The 15,114-nt window shown below is 74.6% G+C and carries 14 protein-coding genes; 8 read left to right on the top strand and 6 right to left on the bottom strand.

Features of this window, described 5'->3' with window-relative positions; all coding sequences use genetic code 11:
• Positions 1 to 186 precede the first annotated feature (186 nt).
• The 3 genes from C3489_RS25110 to C3489_RS25100 all read left to right on the top strand — a co-directional run bounded on the left by C3489_RS25110 (position 187) and on the right by C3489_RS25100 (position 2,541).
• Entirely contained in the window at positions 187 to 495 is a 309-nt protein-coding gene (locus C3489_RS25110; protein ID WP_103784326.1) for a hypothetical protein, read from the top strand.
• Positions 496 to 536: 41 nt separating this feature from the next.
• Positions 537 to 1,796 carry a nucleotide sugar dehydrogenase gene (locus C3489_RS25105; RefSeq protein ID WP_103784342.1) on the top strand — a complete coding sequence of 420 codons (1,260 nt, stop codon included), beginning with the start codon at positions 537 to 539 and terminating at the stop codon, positions 1,794 to 1,796.
• Positions 1,797 to 2,007: 211 nt separating this feature from the next.
• Complete coding sequence (locus C3489_RS25100; protein ID WP_103784325.1) at positions 2,008 to 2,541, top strand: EF-hand domain-containing protein; 534 nt, start codon at positions 2,008 to 2,010, stop codon at positions 2,539 to 2,541.
• Positions 2,542 to 2,634: 93 nt separating this feature from the next.
• Here C3489_RS25100 and C3489_RS25095 read toward each other — a convergent pair whose 3' ends face one another.
• The 6 genes from C3489_RS25095 to C3489_RS25070 are packed head-to-tail and all read right to left on the bottom strand — an operon-like array spanning position 2,635 to position 8,461.
• The gene (locus C3489_RS25095) at positions 2,635 to 3,069 is read right to left on the bottom strand and encodes a DUF6917 domain-containing protein (protein WP_103784324.1); all 435 of its coding nucleotides are present in this window, start codon (positions 3,067 to 3,069) and stop codon (positions 2,635 to 2,637) included.
• The gene (locus C3489_RS25090; RefSeq protein ID WP_103784323.1) at positions 3,066 to 4,016 is read right to left on the bottom strand and encodes a Gfo/Idh/MocA family protein; all 951 of its coding nucleotides are present in this window, start codon (positions 4,014 to 4,016) and stop codon (positions 3,066 to 3,068) included. The genes C3489_RS25095 and C3489_RS25090 overlap by 4 nt, the downstream gene beginning before the upstream one ends.
• Positions 4,013 to 5,134, bottom strand: a complete 1,122-nt coding sequence (locus C3489_RS25085; protein ID WP_103784322.1) for an Ldh family oxidoreductase — start codon at positions 5,132 to 5,134, stop codon at positions 4,013 to 4,015. The genes C3489_RS25090 and C3489_RS25085 overlap by 4 nt, the downstream gene beginning before the upstream one ends.
• A 9-nt stretch (positions 5,135 to 5,143) precedes the next feature.
• The gene (locus tag C3489_RS25080; protein WP_219821977.1) at positions 5,144 to 6,421 is read right to left on the bottom strand and encodes a M20/M25/M40 family metallo-hydrolase; all 1,278 of its coding nucleotides are present in this window, start codon (positions 6,419 to 6,421) and stop codon (positions 5,144 to 5,146) included.
• The gene (locus C3489_RS25075) at positions 6,418 to 7,368 is read right to left on the bottom strand and encodes a sugar phosphate isomerase/epimerase (RefSeq protein WP_103784321.1); all 951 of its coding nucleotides are present in this window, start codon (positions 7,366 to 7,368) and stop codon (positions 6,418 to 6,420) included. The genes C3489_RS25080 and C3489_RS25075 overlap by 4 nt, the downstream gene beginning before the upstream one ends.
• Before the next feature lies 1 nt (position 7,369).
• Positions 7,370 to 8,461 (bottom strand): Gfo/Idh/MocA family oxidoreductase, encoded by a 1,092-nt coding sequence (locus tag C3489_RS25070; RefSeq protein ID WP_103784320.1) that lies wholly within the window; start codon positions 8,459 to 8,461, stop codon positions 7,370 to 7,372.
• A gap of 189 nt (positions 8,462 to 8,650) precedes the next feature.
• Here C3489_RS25070 and C3489_RS25065 point away from each other — a divergent pair, with 189 nt between their 5' ends.
• The 5 genes from C3489_RS25065 to C3489_RS25045 all read left to right on the top strand — a co-directional run bounded on the left by C3489_RS25065 (position 8,651) and on the right by C3489_RS25045 (position 15,079).
• The gene (locus tag C3489_RS25065; RefSeq protein WP_258054933.1) at positions 8,651 to 9,877 is read left to right on the top strand and encodes a DegT/DnrJ/EryC1/StrS aminotransferase family protein; all 1,227 of its coding nucleotides are present in this window, start codon (positions 8,651 to 8,653) and stop codon (positions 9,875 to 9,877) included.
• The gene (locus tag C3489_RS25060) at positions 9,874 to 11,016 is read left to right on the top strand and encodes a DegT/DnrJ/EryC1/StrS aminotransferase family protein (protein ID WP_103784318.1); all 1,143 of its coding nucleotides are present in this window, start codon (positions 9,874 to 9,876) and stop codon (positions 11,014 to 11,016) included. Before C3489_RS25065 ends, C3489_RS25060 begins: the two co-directional genes overlap by 4 nt.
• A 67-nt stretch (positions 11,017 to 11,083) precedes the next feature.
• A complete protein-coding gene (locus C3489_RS25055) occupies positions 11,084 to 12,058 on the top strand; it encodes a UbiA family prenyltransferase (protein ID WP_103784317.1) in 975 nt (324 codons plus the stop codon).
• Positions 12,055 to 13,509 (top strand): NAD(P)/FAD-dependent oxidoreductase, encoded by a 1,455-nt coding sequence (locus C3489_RS25050; protein ID WP_103784316.1) that lies wholly within the window; start codon positions 12,055 to 12,057, stop codon positions 13,507 to 13,509. Before C3489_RS25055 ends, C3489_RS25050 begins: the two co-directional genes overlap by 4 nt.
• A complete protein-coding gene (locus tag C3489_RS25045; RefSeq protein ID WP_258054932.1) occupies positions 13,496 to 15,079 on the top strand; it encodes a class I adenylate-forming enzyme family protein in 1,584 nt (527 codons plus the stop codon). The genes C3489_RS25050 and C3489_RS25045 overlap by 14 nt, the downstream gene beginning before the upstream one ends.
• Positions 15,080 to 15,114: the final 35 nt, after the last annotated feature.

Raw genomic sequence — 15,114 nt, 5'->3', positions numbered from 1 at the left:
TTCGGCCGGACACGGGATACGCCACCGACCTGCGTCAAAAGTGCACCACAGACCCCACAGACCCCTCCCGGCGTCAATCCAGCTTGACGAGGTCGCTGGTTCGAGCGCATGGCAGATGCTTTGCGCTTAACAGTTCTTTGCCCAGCAAATAATGGTGGTGGAGGACGACCTCGAAGGAGACCGCCCATGCGTCGTACCCGGACCCTGCTGCTGGCCATGACCGCCGCCCTGCTCGCCATGAGTGCCGCCCCGGGGACGGCCGCGGCCGCCGAGTCCGGCGAAGTCGTCGTGTTCGGAACGGAGTTGACACCGCTGGCCGTCTACCCGGACCCGAGCGGCTGCTACAAGCTTCCGGCGGACGCGCACGTGCTGGCCAACCGCACCGACCGTCCGGTCACGATCTACGCCGACCCGTTCTGCCTGACGCCCGGCCTCACCGTCCAGCCCAGCTACGGATCACACGTCGCGGCCGGCAGCGGCAGCTTCTCCGCCTGACCCCCCACCGTCCACCCCCCACATCAGGAGAAGTGCTGCACATGACCATCGACCTCGTCGTCATGGGGCTTGGCCATGTCGGGTTACCCCTCGCCCGCGCCGCCGTCCAGGCCGGACTGACCACCGCCGGATACGACGTGTCCGGCGCGGTGGTCACCGGCTTGTCCGAAGGCCGCTCACACGTCGGCGGCGTCGCCGACGCGGACGTCGCGGCCATGCTGGACGCGGGCTTTCACGCCACAGCCGATCCCGCGGTGCTGGACGGCGCGCAGACCGTCGTGATCTGTGTGCCCACCGGACTCACGCCGGAAGGCCTGCCCGACCTGTCCGCGGTGGTGGACGCCGCACAAGCCGTCGCGGCCCGGCTGCGCGCCGGCATGCTCGTCGTCCTGGAGTCCACCAGCCACCCGGGCACCACCGAGGACGTCGTGCGGCCGCTGCTGGAACAGGGCAGCGGACTGCGCGCGGGCGAGGACTTCCACCTCGCCTACTCGCCGCAGCGCATCGACCCCGGCAACCCGACCTGGGGCGTGGCCAACACCCCCAAGGTGGTGAGCGGGTGCACTCCCCTGTGCGCCAAGTACGCCACCGCCTTCTACGGGCGGTTCGTGGACCGTCTCGTCGTCGCCCGCGGCACGCGGGAGGCGGAGATGGCCAAGCTGCTGGAGAACACCTACCGCTACGTCAACATCGCGCTGGTCGACGAGGTGGCGCTGTTCTGCCACCGGACCGGCATCGACGTCTGGGACGTCCTGCACTGCGCGGCGACGAAGCCCTTCGGATTCGCCCCCTTCACTCCCGGCCCCGGCGTCGGCGGGCACTGCATCCCCGTCGACCCCCGCTATCTGGCCACCCGGGCCGAGTCCCAGGGCTTCTCCTTCCGCATGCTGGCAGCCGCACACGAGGTCCTCTCCCGCATGCCGGAGCATGTCGTGTACCGGGCCCTCGCCCTGCTCGGCGAGGTCCGCGGCCGGCCCGAGGGCGCACGCGCGCTGCTCCTGGGCGTCACCTACAAGGCCGACGTGGCCGACGTGCGGGAGACACCGGCACGCCCGGTGGCCGCGGGGCTGCTCGCCGCCGGGGTCGACGTGTCCTACCACGACCCGTACATCACCGAGTTCACCGTGGACGGCCGGCCGCTGCCGCGCGCCACAAAGCTGCGGGACGCCCTCGACAGGGCGGACGTGGCGATCCTCCTGCAGCAGCACGCCTGCTACGCGAGAGAGGCGCTGGGCAGAGCCCGGTGCGCCCTGCTGGACACCCGCGGCAAGGCCGTGGGCAGCGGGGTCACGCTGCTCTGACTCGTTCGCGGCCCTCCCGCCGCCTCCCGGGGTCCACACCCCGGCATCCCCCGAACGGCGCCCGCGTGTACGGCGCCTTCCGCCGGCGTACGGCCGGCCGATCCCCCTGACTCCGCGCAGCGGCGAAGCCCTGCGCGGCCGCGGCCCCTGTCCAGGCGCCGCAGTTCCCTCGTCTCTCGCGAGACAGAGGCCAGCCGAGAAGGAGACCGACATGAGCACCGCTGTCGCCAACGACCGTCTGGTGAAGCGTTTCGAGAAGTGGGACATCGACGGCAACGGTGTCCTGGAGCCCAGCGACTTCCGGGGCGAGGCCGCCCGGATCGTCCAGAACCTGGGGAAGGACGCGGGCTCTCCGGAGGCCCACTCGCTCGCGGCCGCGTTCCAGGGGCTGTACGAGCACCTGGCCCACCGGGCCGGCGTCCCGGCCGGGAGCAGCATCACCCAGGAGCAGTTCCTCGCCGCCACGGGCACCCTCCTGTTCCAGGAGGGCGAGGCGAGCTTCCAGCGCGCCCTTGCCCCCGTGGTGGACGCGCTGATCGAGCTGTGCGACGACAACCACGACGGACAGATCGACGAACGCGAGTTCAAGGCCTGGCTGACGGCCGTCGGGGCGCCCACCTCCCAGGTCGGCGAGGCGTTCCGGAAGGTCGACGCGAACGGCGACGGCGTCCTGTCCCGGGACGAACTGCTGAACGTGGTGCGTGACTTCCACTTCGGCGGACTGCAGGTCGAACTGCTCGGCTGAACCGCCTGACCAGCTGTGACCCCGGAGGCTGATCCTCCGGGGTCACAGCGCCGTACGGCGCCGGCGTCCGAGCCGCCGGCGCCGTTCACGGTTTCAGCGGGGCGCGTCGCCTTCGCCCAGCGGGCTGCCCTGGGCGAAGGCGACGTGGGCCTCGGGCCACAGCCGCAGATCCCGGCCGCTGACCGGACGAGCGGTGTGGATCAGGATGTTGTAGTGGTTGGGCAGATGGCAGGCGTCGAAGCCGAGGACCGTGCCGATCCGCGTGTCCCCGATGCTCACCAGATCGCCCCGGTCGATCACGCCGCCGCTCAGCAGCTCCGCGAAGCCGAGGAAGCCCACCCGGTCGATCCGGGCGCCCGGGCGCGGGTCCCACTGGTCGGTGCTGACCAGCTCGTGCACTTCGCCCCGGCGCACACAGCGAGCCGCGTGTTCCTCCAGCCGCATGCCGCGGTCCGTGCGGTGGTGCGTCAGCACCTTGACCAGGGCACCGCGCACCACGCGCTTCGGGCCGTCCTCCGCCGGGTTCACGCCTCCCCCTCCGCCGCCGACGCCGCCGCCGGCCGGGAACGGCGGTAGGCCTCCTCCACCAGCTCCAGCGCGGGCAGGCCGCCGTGCGCGCCCTCGCCGGGCCGGGCCTTCCGGTCGACGAACGAGGCGAACTCCGTGAGGATCTCCTCGTACTCGTGCCACAGCGACGCCTTGAAACCCTGGTGCCCGGCCAGCATGTCGGCGCGCAGAATCTCCCCGTCGGCCAGTTCGACCTCGACGTCCTTGAGCTCTCCCGGGTACGACCAGTCCAGTTCGACCGACGCGGTGCTTGCGGCCGGGCCGTGCAGGCGGATCACCGCCTGACGGTCGGTGCCGCAGCCGTCGCGGCGGATGTCGCAGCCGGTGACGGTGACCTCGCCGAGCAGCAGCCGCACCAGGTCGAGGGCGTTCGGGCCGTTGTCGGCGACGCAGCCACCGCCGCAGCGCGCGGGGTCGAGGTACCAGTCCTCGCCGCCGAGATGCTCCTCGATGCGCTCCAGGTACCGCACCCGGACCGCGACGGCCTTGCGGCCCGCCGCCCGGAGCGCCAGTTCGCGCACGGCCGTGTTGTAGCGACGGTGGAACGCCGTCATCAGCGCCACGTCGCGGCGCCGCGCCAGATCCACCAGCAGGCGCCCCTCGGCGGCGGTGAGGGCGAGGGGTTTCTCCACGCACACCGGGACGCCGGCCACCAGCGCGTCCCGGCACACGGCGAGGTGCGCATGGTTGGGGACGGCCACGACCAGGGCGTCGGGCCGGGCCTCGGACAGCAGCGTCCGGTGGTCGCGGAAGCGGGTGCCGCGGCCCGGGTACTGCTCCAGGGCCTCGGCGCGCGTGTCGCACACGGCGCCGACCTCCCAGCCGGGCAGCCGTTCGGCGGCGGCCAGGTAGTAGGGGGAGATGGCTCCGAGGCCGATGACGCCCAGGCGCAGGGGCCGCCGGGTCATCGCGCGTCCCCGGAGCCGGGACGGCCGAGGAGGCCCAGGGTGGCCAGTTCCCGGTACAGATACCCGGGCAGCGGGATGCCGTCGCGCCGGCGCTCGGCGGCGAGTTCCGCCTCCCGCCAGCCCGGGTAGCGCACCGGTTCGGCGCCGGGCGCCGGCGGGCAGTCGGCGAGTGCGCCGAACAGGGACCGGGTCGTGCCGGCCACGTCCGCGCCCGGACGCAGCACCTCCGGGGCGATCGCCAGGAGGAAGAAGCCGATGTCGTCGTCCCGTCCGTGCGGCCGTCCGTCTCCGTCGAGGGCGTCGGGCGCGGGCCCCAGGGCCGCTCCGGACACCACGGCGGCCAGCAGCTCCACCGCGATGCCGAGGCCGTAGCCCTTGTGGACGCCGGTGTCGGCCGTACCGCCGAGCCAGCGCAGGAACGCCTCGCCGCGGTCGAAGGCCGACGGGTCGGTCACCGGGTCGCCGGCCGCGTCCTCCAGCCAGCCGGCGGGCACCTCGGTCCCGCTGCGGGCGGCGATGCGTACCCGCCCGGTCGGCGCGACGGTGGTGCTCATGTCGAGCAGGAAGGGGTGGCCGTCGAGGGCGGGTGCGGCGACGCTGAGCGGATTGGTGCCGAGCATGGCCACCGCGCCCCCCGGCGGCCGGGCGATGCGCTGGCCTCCGCAGTTGCTGGCGACGACGCCGATCATCCCGGCGTGCGCGGCGCGCACGGCGTGGAACCCGGCGCACCCGAAGTGGGTGGCGCCGCGTACGGACACCAGTCCGACGCCGTGCCGTTGGGCGCGCGCGACGGCGTCGTCCATCGCTTCGGCGGCGGCCCACAGTCCCAGGGCGCGGCGGGCGTCGACGACCGCGCAGGCGCCCAGGTCGGTGAGGGTGCGCGGTTCGGCGCCGGGGTCGCAGCGGCCCGACTCCAGCAGCGGCAGATAGAGCCGGGTGAGGTTGAACATCCCGTGCGACTCCATGCCGGTGAGGTCGCCGTGGCACAGGGCGTCGGCGGCGAGCCGGGCCCGGGCGGCGGGGATGCCGTGACCGGCGAAGAGGCCGGTCACCGCGGTCCGCAGTGCGGTGTGGTCGACGAGGACGCGAGTGGGATCGGGGGCGGTGGGTGCCGTCATCCGGGTTCCTTACGCAGGGGTTCGGCGGTCTTGGGCGAAGCGGGTGACGAGGCGCCGGACGACGCCCGCGAACGCCTCCAGGTCAGCGAGGTCGACGAACTCCCCGGGCGCGTGGGCGCGGTTGGCGGCGAGGTCGCCGGGGCCGAGCACGGTGGTGAAGGCGCCGTCCAGTCCGGCGGCCCAGATGGCGTCGCAGGTGAAGCCGGGGTCGCCGTCCGCCGGGCGGGCGCCGGCGCGGGCCAGGAGCTCCTCGGCCCAGGCGTCGCGGTTGTCCAGCGCGGGCAGGCCGTGCTTGTCCCAGCCGAGCGCGGTGATGCGGGCCGCGTCCCGGGCCGTGCGGGCGAACTCCTGCGTGGAGGCGAAGAGCCCGGTGAAGCGGCGCAGGCCGTCGGTGACGTGCCGGCTCACCGCGTCCTTGAGGCGCCGGCCGTCCGCGGTGGTGCGGTAGGACAGGTTCACCAGCAGGGTTCCGGTGCCGTGGACACGGTTGTGCGTGCGGCCGGTGTGGAGCCCGGCCAGGCACACCCGGGCGCCGGGGACGGCCCCGTCCAGCCGGGCGGCGAGGTGCTGGGCGAGGAAGCCGAGCAGCACGGTGGCGTTGTGCCCGGCGTCGGGCCGGTCGTCCACGGCGTCCTCGCCCCGCACGGTGATCCGGGCGGTCATGGAGGCGGTGGCCCGGGGCAGCGCGCGCAGGCCGGTCGGCTCGCAGAAGACGTTGAGGCGTCCGTGGTGACCGGCCTCCAGCAGGGGGCGGGTGCCGTAGGTGCCCAGGGCGCCGCCCTCCTCCCCGGCGACGGCCTGGACCAGCACGGTGACGTCCCGTCCGACGGCGGGGTGGGACGCGGCGGCCCGCAGCCCCGCGAGCAGGGCCACGGCGGGCCCCTTGGCGTCGACCGCGCCCCGGCCGGTGAACCTGCTGCCGTCGAAGGCGGGCGGCTCATGTCCGGCGACGGTGTCCAGATGGACGTTGAACATGACGGTGTCGGCGCGGTCGCGCTCGGGACCCAGCCGCAGCAGGAGGCTGGGCTGGCCGGCGAGGAAGCGCGGATCGCGGGCGGCGGCCCGGACGGTGGCCGGGACCGCGGGCCGTTCCAGGCAGCCGGGGGGCGCGGGGGAGAGCCGTACGGTGCGGAAGCCGGCGTCGGCCGCGGCTGCCGCGTACCGCCCAAGGAGGTCGGGCAGCCGGGAGGGCGGGTCGTCCGGTCCGGCCTCCAGCGGGTTGACGCTGGGCAGGTTCAGCAGGTCCAGCAGGAGTTGGTGGTCGTCGTCGGTGAACAGAGCCGTCACGCCGTACCGCCCGGGTGGGCGGGCGCCGCGGCGGGACCGTGCTGCTGGGCGGGCGCCCGCTCCGGGGTCGCCAGCAGCCGGGTGAGCGCCTGTCCGGCCCGTACGAACAGGTCGCCGCCGTCCTCACCGGCCCGGATCAGGCCGTCGTGCGGGCGCAGGGCCAGGTGGGGTTCCAGGGAGAGGGCCCCGGTGTAGCCGTGGTCGGCGAGGATACGCAGGCAGGCGGCGACTTCGGCGTCACCGTCGCCGGGCAGGGTGTAGGCCGTCTCCCCGTCCGGGGTGCGCACGGCGTCCTTGATGTGGACGTGGGCCACGTAGGGGGCGAGGTCGCTCAGCAGGTCCGGCGCGCGGTAGCCGTAGGGGACACCGTTGCCGGTGTCGAACAGCAGGCGCAGCGCCGGGCTGTCGACGGCTCGCAGCAGCCGGAGCGCGCGGTCGGCGCGGTCCCCGGCCCAGCCCGCGCAGTTCTCGTGCACCAGGACCAGGCCCGCGCGCCGGGCGCGGTCCGCGAGGACGGCGGTGCGGGCCAGGACGCGGTCGGCCCACTCGGTCTCGGCGAGCCCGTCGTTGGGGTACGACATGATCCGCACGAAACGGCAGTCCAGGGCGGCGCACCGCTCGGCGAGGACGTCCAGTTCGGCGAGGTCCACGGCGAGGTCGCCGGTGACGGGACGGGCCCAGTTGCCGATCCGGGAGGCCACCGCGACCACCGTGACGCCGGCGTCCCGCAGCCGCCGGGTCAGCGTGGCGAAGGCTGCCGGGGAGAGGTCGGCGAGTGCGGTGCCGTCGACGCTGCGCAGTTCGAGGGTGTTCCAGCCGAGCTGCCGCAGCGCGGCCAGCTGGCCGTCGATCCCGGGCGCGGCCTCGTCGCCGATGCCGGCGAACGGTCCGAATCCGGCGGGCGGTCCGAATCCGGCGGGAGGTGCGTCGGTGCCGTGTCGGGGCATGTCAGCGGCTCCCGGCGCAGGCGGGTGCCGCGGGGGCACAGTGGTCCCGGGCCGCGCACAGCAGGCGGGCGGTGGCGCAGGCGAGCGAGAAGCCGGCGGTGTCCGTGTCCCCGGAGCGGAAGCCGCGGTAGGCGCCTTCCAGGAAGCCGGTCAGGGCGTCGTCGCGGAAGACCTGGCGGCCGGCCGCGTCCCCGGTGGGGGTGGCGGGCGGTGGGGGGGCCGCCGGGGTGGCCGTGGCCGGCGCCGGGACCCGGCCGGCGGGGGCGACGACGAGCTGGGCGTGGTCGTCGTCCTCGCTGAGGGGGAAGTGGCCGGTGACCGTCCCCCCGTCGAACTCGCAGACGACACTGCGCTGCCGCACGGGTGCGCCGAGGTCGGAGCGCAGCAGGGTGGACACCCCGGACCAGTGCTCCAGTTCCAGCTGGGCACCGCCCATGTGCGCGAGCACCCGGTCCGGTAAGCGCAGGTCCCAGCAGTGCGCGGAGCGCAGGTCGGCGGGACCGGCCAGGTCGAGCGCGAGTGCCAGGGAGTGGGGGATCTCCACGTCGAGGGCGGTGCGGTGTCCGTCGCTGGTCAGGGACCGCAGGAAGCGCGGTTTGTGCTGGTCGACGGTGATGCGGCGGAGCGGGCCGAGCCGCCCGCCGCGCACCAGCCGGCGCAGCCGGTCCGCGAGCCGGGAGGCGCACCAGTGGGCCACGGGCACGAGGTGGAGGCCCGCCTCGTCGCGGAGCCGGACCAGGGCGTCCAGCTCGCCGCGGGAGGCGGCCAGGGGTTTCTCCACGATCATCCGGCGGAAGCCGAGCCCGGCGAGTTCCTCGACGACGGCGTACCGCACACCGGGCGGTGTGCAGACATGGGCCACCGCGGTGGCGGGCTCCAGGTGCCGCAGCGCCTGGTCCAGCGTGGTGACGACGGTGACCTGCGCGGGAGCGGCCGAAAGGCGCGGCTGGCCGGCGCGTGGGTCGCAGCCGACGGCGGGCAGGGCGACGAGCGGGTCGCCCGCGCCGGCGGTCCGCCCGGCCAGCCGGGCGAGTGTCCTCAGGTGCAGTCCGGATCCGGACCGGCCGAGCCCGACCACGAGGGGCTGCAGCACTGGGCCTCCTGGGAGAGAAGGTGTCAACTCCGATGCGTCGCAGGACTATTGCCGTTGCAGAAGGAAACGGTCAAGCGATCCGGAATGCCATTACTCACAAAGTGTGAAGACGATCCTTTTCTTTTCCCTCGGCCCTCGACTCCGAATAGCGTTGACATTCGGTACGACTCGACGGGGCGGGTGAACGAATTGCCTTCTGAAACGCATTTTTCGGCCACGACCAAGGGTGGATTATCGGCCACGGAAGGAGGGTCGCGGCCGATTCCCTTCTTCTCTCAGGCCGCGACCTTCGCACAGCTGTGGCCCGCCGTCGAGAAGGGCCTCGATGAGGTCTTCCACAGCGGCAAGTTCTCCCACGGCAAGCAGGTCGGGCAGTTGGAGGCCGCGCTCGCGCGGTACACCGGCGCGCGGCACGTGGTCGGCGTCAACAGCGGGACCGACGCGCTCGTCCTGCTGCTGCGGGCCTGCGGGCTGCGTCCCGGGGACGGCGTCCTGGTGCCCGCGTACTCGTTCTTCGCGACCGCCTCGGCCGTCGTACTGGCGGGCGGACGACCGCAGTTCGTCGACATCGACCCGCTGACGTACGCGATGGACCCGGCCGCGCTGGCGGCGGCTGTGACCGGGACGAGCCGGTTCGTGATGCCGGTGCACCTGTTCCACACGATGGCCGACCTCCAGGCGATCACGGCGGTCGCGCGCCGGCACGGTCTGACGGTGGTGGAGGACAGCGCCGAGGCGATCGGCATGCGCCGCCGCGGTGTGCACGCGGGTCTGCACGGCGCCGGCGGGGTGCTGTCCTTCTTCCCCTCCAAGACGCTCGGGGCGCTCGGCGATGCCGGCGCCGTGCTCACCGACGACCCGGACGTGGCGGACACCGTCGCGGCCCTGCGCCACCACGGCAGGACGGGCCGCACGCTGAACGACTTCCCGGCCATCGCGACGGAGAGTGCGTGGCCGGGCCTGAACAGCAAGATGGACGACCTCCAGGCGGCCGTCCTGCTCGCCAAACTCCCGCTCCTGGAGCGGCAGATCGCGCGCCGGGCGGAGCTGGCCGCCGCCTACACCGCCCGCCTCAAGGACGTGCCGGGCGTCATCCGGCTGCCACGGACCACCGCCGAGGGGCCGGGCGACCGCGACGTGTACTACGTCTACCTGATCGAGACCGAGGACCGGGACGCCCTCGTCGCCCATCTCGACCGGCACGGCATCGGCACCGAGGTCTACTACCCGGTGCCGCTGCCCCACCAGCCCGTCTTCGCCCACCTGGGCCATCGCCCGGGCGACTTCCCGCACGCCGAGGCCGCGGCCCGGCACGCCGTGGCCCTGCCGTTCCACCCGGACCTCGCCCCCGGCGACCTGGACCGGGTGTGCGACACCGTCCGTTCCTTCCTCGCCGGACGGAGGGCGGCCGCATGACCCTGTCGCCCCCCGCCGGCGTCCCGTTCTTCCCGCCCGCCCTGTTCGAGGCCGACCGCACCGCGCTCGTGGACGTCGTCCGCGAGGTGGGCCTGGACCCCGAGCAGCGTTTCATCCTGGGCCGGCGTACCGAGGCCTTCGAAGCCCTGCTGCGCGAGGACCTCAAGGCCCGTGACGTGGTGGCGTGTTCCAGCGGCACCTCGGCCCTCGCCCTGGTGCTGCGGGCCCTGGACATCGGCCCGGGCGACGAGGTGATCGTGCCCGCCTTCGGGTGCGCGCCCCTGGCCGCCTCGGTGGCCGGCACGGGCGCCACCCCGGTGTTCGCCGACATCCTGCCGGACAGCATGACCATGGACCCGGACCAGGCCGAGCGGCTCGTCACCGGGCGGACCAGGGCGGTGATGCCGGCCCACATGTTCTCGGTGATGGCCGACATGCCGCGGTTCGTGGAGCTGGCCGGCCGGCACGGACTGCGTCTGGTGGAGGACTCGGCGGTCGCCCAGGGAGGCGTCCTGCGCGGCGTTCCCGCCGGACTGTGGGGCGAGGCAGGCGTCTACTCCTTCGTCCAGGTCAAGACCTGCGGCATGCCCGGCGAGGGCGGGGTGGTGGTCACCCGCGACGCGGAACTGGGCGCGAGGGTACGGATGCTGCGCAACCACGGGCAGCTCGCCGGGCAGCGCTTCGTCCACCACGCCATCGGGCTCAACAGCCGCTTCGACGAGATCCAGGCCGCCTTCCAGACACACCGCTACGCCGGTTTCCCGGCCCGGCTGGCGCGGCGGGCCGAGATCGCCGCCTACTACACCGAGCGCTTCACACCGCTGGCCGGCCTCGGCGTCGTACCCCCGCCGCCCGGCCCGGACGGCCGGTGCTACTACGTGTACACGGTGCTCGCGCAGGAGCGGGAGGCGCTCGGCGCCCACCTGGCCGAGCACGGGGTGGCCACGCACGTCTACTACCCGCGCCCGCTGCCCGCGCACCGCGCCTTCGCCCCCTATGCGCCGCCCGGTGCCCGCTGGCCGCGGGCGGAGGAGGCCGCCCGCCGTCACCTCGCGCTCCCGGTGCACCACATGCTCAGCGACGCGCAGGTCGAACACGTCGCCGACCTCGTGTGCGCCTTCGCCACCGGCCGCTCCTGACCACACGGCACCGCCCGGGCGGCGAGGGGCTCTCCCGTCCGACGCACACCAACGCAGGAGGTCATCCATGACGGAAAGCATCGCCGCCGGCCGTCCCCTGCCCGCCGCGCACGGCGAGAGCAGGCTGCGCGTCTACGCGCGGCTCGGCAAGTTGGACGTGTACGACTACTACCTCGGAATCTTCCTCGCCCTGGCCGCCGCCCTGTTCCCGGCCGGTTCCTTCGGCGCCCGGCAGGGCCTGGTGCTGGCGGTGTTCCTGGCCGGTGAGATCGCGGTCCTGATGGCGATGGTCGCCCTGGACGACGTCACCGGCTTCCGGGACGGCAGCGACCTCGCCAACTACGGCCCCGACAACCCGCTGCGCAGCAAGGCCCGCAAGCCCCTGGTCGCCGGGACGCTGACGGTGCCGCAGGCGCTGCGCTTCGCCTGGGCCTGTGCGGCGGCGGGCGCGGCGCTGTGGGCGGGCGCGGCCGCGCTGGCACCGCACCGCCCGCTGTGGGCGCTGGTGGCGGCGGGCGCGCTGTTCGCCGTGTCGTTGCAGTACTCCTACGGCCTGAAGATCAGTTACCACGGCTTCCAGGAGGTGTTCCTCGTCGCGCTCGGCGCGGTGCTCGTGGTCGTGCCGTACGGCCTGGTGGCGGGCGGCTGGTCCGGGTTCCTGATGGTGCAGGCGGTGCTGTTCGGGTTCGGGCCGCTGATGTTCGGCGTGTACTCCAACACCAACGACGTCGCCGGTGACCGGTCGGTGGGCCGTCCCACGGTGGCCGCTCTGGTGTCCGAGCGGGGCAACGCCGTCTTCATCGGGGCCCTGTCGCTCACCGAGTTCCTCGTCGGCGCGGTCGCCTCGGCCGCCGGGGTGGCCCCGTGGTGGTTCGTGCTGCTGATGCTGCCGGCGACGGCGCTGCGGGCCCGCCAGTATGTGACGGGTTTCGTGCGCGGGGACATCATGACGGCCCGTCGGATCGGTTTCGCGGTGCACCGGCTGGGCGTGGTGCTGATGGCCGTCGCCGGAGTCCTGGCCGGGACGGGGGCCGCCGGATGACGCCCGAGGTCGACGTCGCCGTCGTCGGCGCGGGCATGGCCGGCCTGACCGCCGCCCACGAACTGCGCCGCGCCGGGCTCAGCGTCCGCGTCTACGAGCAGCTGCCGCAGGTGGGCGGGCGGATGCGCAGCGTCCGCCACGAGGGCTGGACGGTGGACACCGGGGCGGAGCAGGTGGAGCCGCGCGGCTACCGCGCCACCTGGGAACTGCTGCGCCGCGTGGGCGCGACCCCGGCGGACGTCCCCCGGGTGGGCGGCGGGGTGGCCGTCTGGCGCGGCGGGCGGGCCCACCCCGGCGTCGGAGAGCCTACGGCCGTGCTCACCGGCGCCGGTCTGTCCGCCCGCGCCCGGCGCGACCTGGCCGCGTTCACGGCGTGGACCGGCCGGCGCCGCGCCCGGTTCGACGGCGACCGCCCCGAGGGCAGCCCGCTGGGTGCCGCCACCCTGCGGGAGACGGCCGCCCGCTACCACCCCGACCTGCACGACTACCTCTTACAGGCGGTCGCGGGCTGCTTCTTCGGCTGGGACACCGCCCGCTCCGCCGCCGCCCCTCTGGTGAGCCTGCTGCTGGAGACCGGCTCCCCGTCCGGCTGGCGCACCTACCGGGACGGCATGGACTTCCTGGCCCGCCGGCTGGCCGCCGGCACCGACGTGGTGACCGGCCGGCCCGTGCGGGAGGTCACCGACGCGGGCGGACACGCCGTCCTCCGGTTCGACGACGGTGAGGTCCGGGCACGGGCCGCCGTGCTGGCCGTCCCGGCCCCCGTCGCGCTGGCGCTGCGCCCGGACGCCCCCGCCGAGGAGCGGCCGTTCCTGACGGCCTGCGCCTTCACCCCGATGATGAAGGTCAGCTGCCTGCTGGACCGTCCGCTGGCCCCGCCCGCCCGGCGGCCGGTGCACATCCTGCTCACCCCGGCCGTCGAGGAGGACGCGCTGTCCGGCGTGGTCGTCGACCACGCCAAGGATCCCGGCCGGGCCCCCGCCGGGCGCGGGCTGGTCACCCTCGTGGCGAGTCCGCGCCGGGTCCGTGAACTGCTGGACGCCGCCCCGGAAGAGGCCGCCGACGTGCTCGTCCGCGCGGCCGAACGGTATGTGCCGGGCATCGGCGGCGCCCGCCGGCACCACCTCGTGCACGCCTTCCGCCACGGTCTGCCGGAGGCCACCCCGCAGGCGCTGCGGGAACGTCCCGGCTTCGTCGCCCGCCCGGTGCGCGCGGTGGAGTACGCCGGCGACTGGCTGATGCTGCGGCCCGCGTCCGAGGGTGCCGTCCGGGCGGGTGCGCTGGCCGCGTCCCGTGTCCTGAGCAGGCTGGGACGGCACCGGCCTTCCGGCCCCGACCGAACCGAGGAACCAGCCGAGGACCGAGCCGACGACCGACCCTGGAAACGGTCCGAGGACCGAGCCGACGACCGCCCCGGGGAACGATCCGAGGAGATCCGTGCGACCGCATGACATGGGCACCCTGTTCGACGACGCGGTGGCGGCCGGCACCCGTACCGTGGTCCGCCTGGACCGTCCCTTCGACATCGCCCCGCGGGCCGGCACCCGGTGGACCGTCGCGGAGCTGGCCGCCCTGGTCCGCGCCACCGCCGCCCGGCTCACCGACGCGGGCGTGCGGCCGGGGCACCGCGTGGCCGTCGTGAAGGACAACCACTGGGACTACGACCTGCTCGCCTGCGCCGCGGTCCGGGTCGGCGCCGTACCCGCCCAGCTGTCCGCCCGGCTGGACACCGCGGACCTCCTCACCCTGCTGCAGCGGCTGCGGCCGGCCGCGATGGTCACCACCTCGGCGGTGCTCGCCCGCTGCCGAACCGAGGGGACCGGCCTCCCCGCGCCGCTCTGCGTCACCGTCGACTCCCCCGTGCCCGGCGCGGCCCACCTCGCCGCGCTGGACGCCTCCCGCCCCGCCGACCCGGTACGGCGCCACGAGGACGAGCCGCTGGTCGTGCACCACACCTCCGGGACGACCGGCGTGCCCAAACTGGTGGTCCACTCCACGCGGACCCTGGTGCACGAGCTGGCCCGCTTCGAGGCGGTGCGCTACCCGGGCATCGGCATCCGCCGGGACGACGTGCTGTGCAACGCCAGCGCGTACGGCCACGGCCGCACCTTCTGCTGGACGGCGGTGGTGACGGCGCTCGCGCCCGCCGCGATCACGATCCTCACCGGCGACGAGCCGTTCGCCGCCGACCCGTTGCTGCGGGCGCACCCGCCCACCGTCGTCGAGGCGCTGCCCGCCACCTACACCCGGCTGCGCCCGCTCACCGAGCGGCTGGACAACCCCTTCCGGCGCGTGCGCCTGTACATCAGCACCTACGACGCGGTACACCCGCCCGCGCTGCGGGCCTACCTGACCGCCAGCCACCGTGCCCACCCGCTGTGGATGCAGGGCTGGGGCCAGACCGAGACGGGACCCCTGACGTTCCGCTTCCACACCCGGCGCTCCGCGCTCGCCCCGGACGCGGCGTCCACCAACCGCCGGCTGGGCCGTCCGGTGCCGGGCCGGACCCGGCTGCGCGTGGTGGACCCGGACACGCTCCGCCCGGTGCCGCGCGGCCGCCCGGGCCTGCTGCTGGTCCGCACCGCGGCCCTCGCCCTCGGCTATGTCGGCGAGCAGGAGCGCTGGGACGCCAAGCGCGTCGGCGACTGGTGGTCCACGGGTGACATGGGGGTGCACCACCGCGACGGCAGCGTCAGCGTCCTGGACCGCGCGGTCGACCGCCTGCCCGGCCTGAGCCGTCTGCATACCGAGGACCTGCTGGAACAGCGGCTGCCGCAGGCGCTGGAGTGCGTGATCGTGGCCGGCCGGGACGGCGCTCCGCTCCCGGTCGTGGTCACCGCCGACGGCCGGCTGGACGAACGGGCCTGGGACCGGGCCGCCCAGGGTCTGCCGGCGCTGGCCCGGCCGGCGGTCCTCACCTGGGACGCGGTCCCGCGCACCGGCACCGGCAAGGTCCGCCGCGTCGCCCTGGCCGAGCGGCTGACCGGCGCCTCGCTCACCGGCACCGGCCGCTGGACCTGACCGGCCCTCACACCACGGCGACGAGAGGAGTCCCA

Origin of the sequence: Streptomyces sp. Ru71 (genome assembly GCF_002920535.1) — a bacterium.
In the GTDB taxonomy this organism is placed as follows: Bacteria; Actinomycetota; Actinomycetes; order Streptomycetales; family Streptomycetaceae; genus Streptomyces.
Note: the sequence above shows the minus strand (reverse complement) of the source record. Positions and strands in the feature narration are given on the sequence as shown.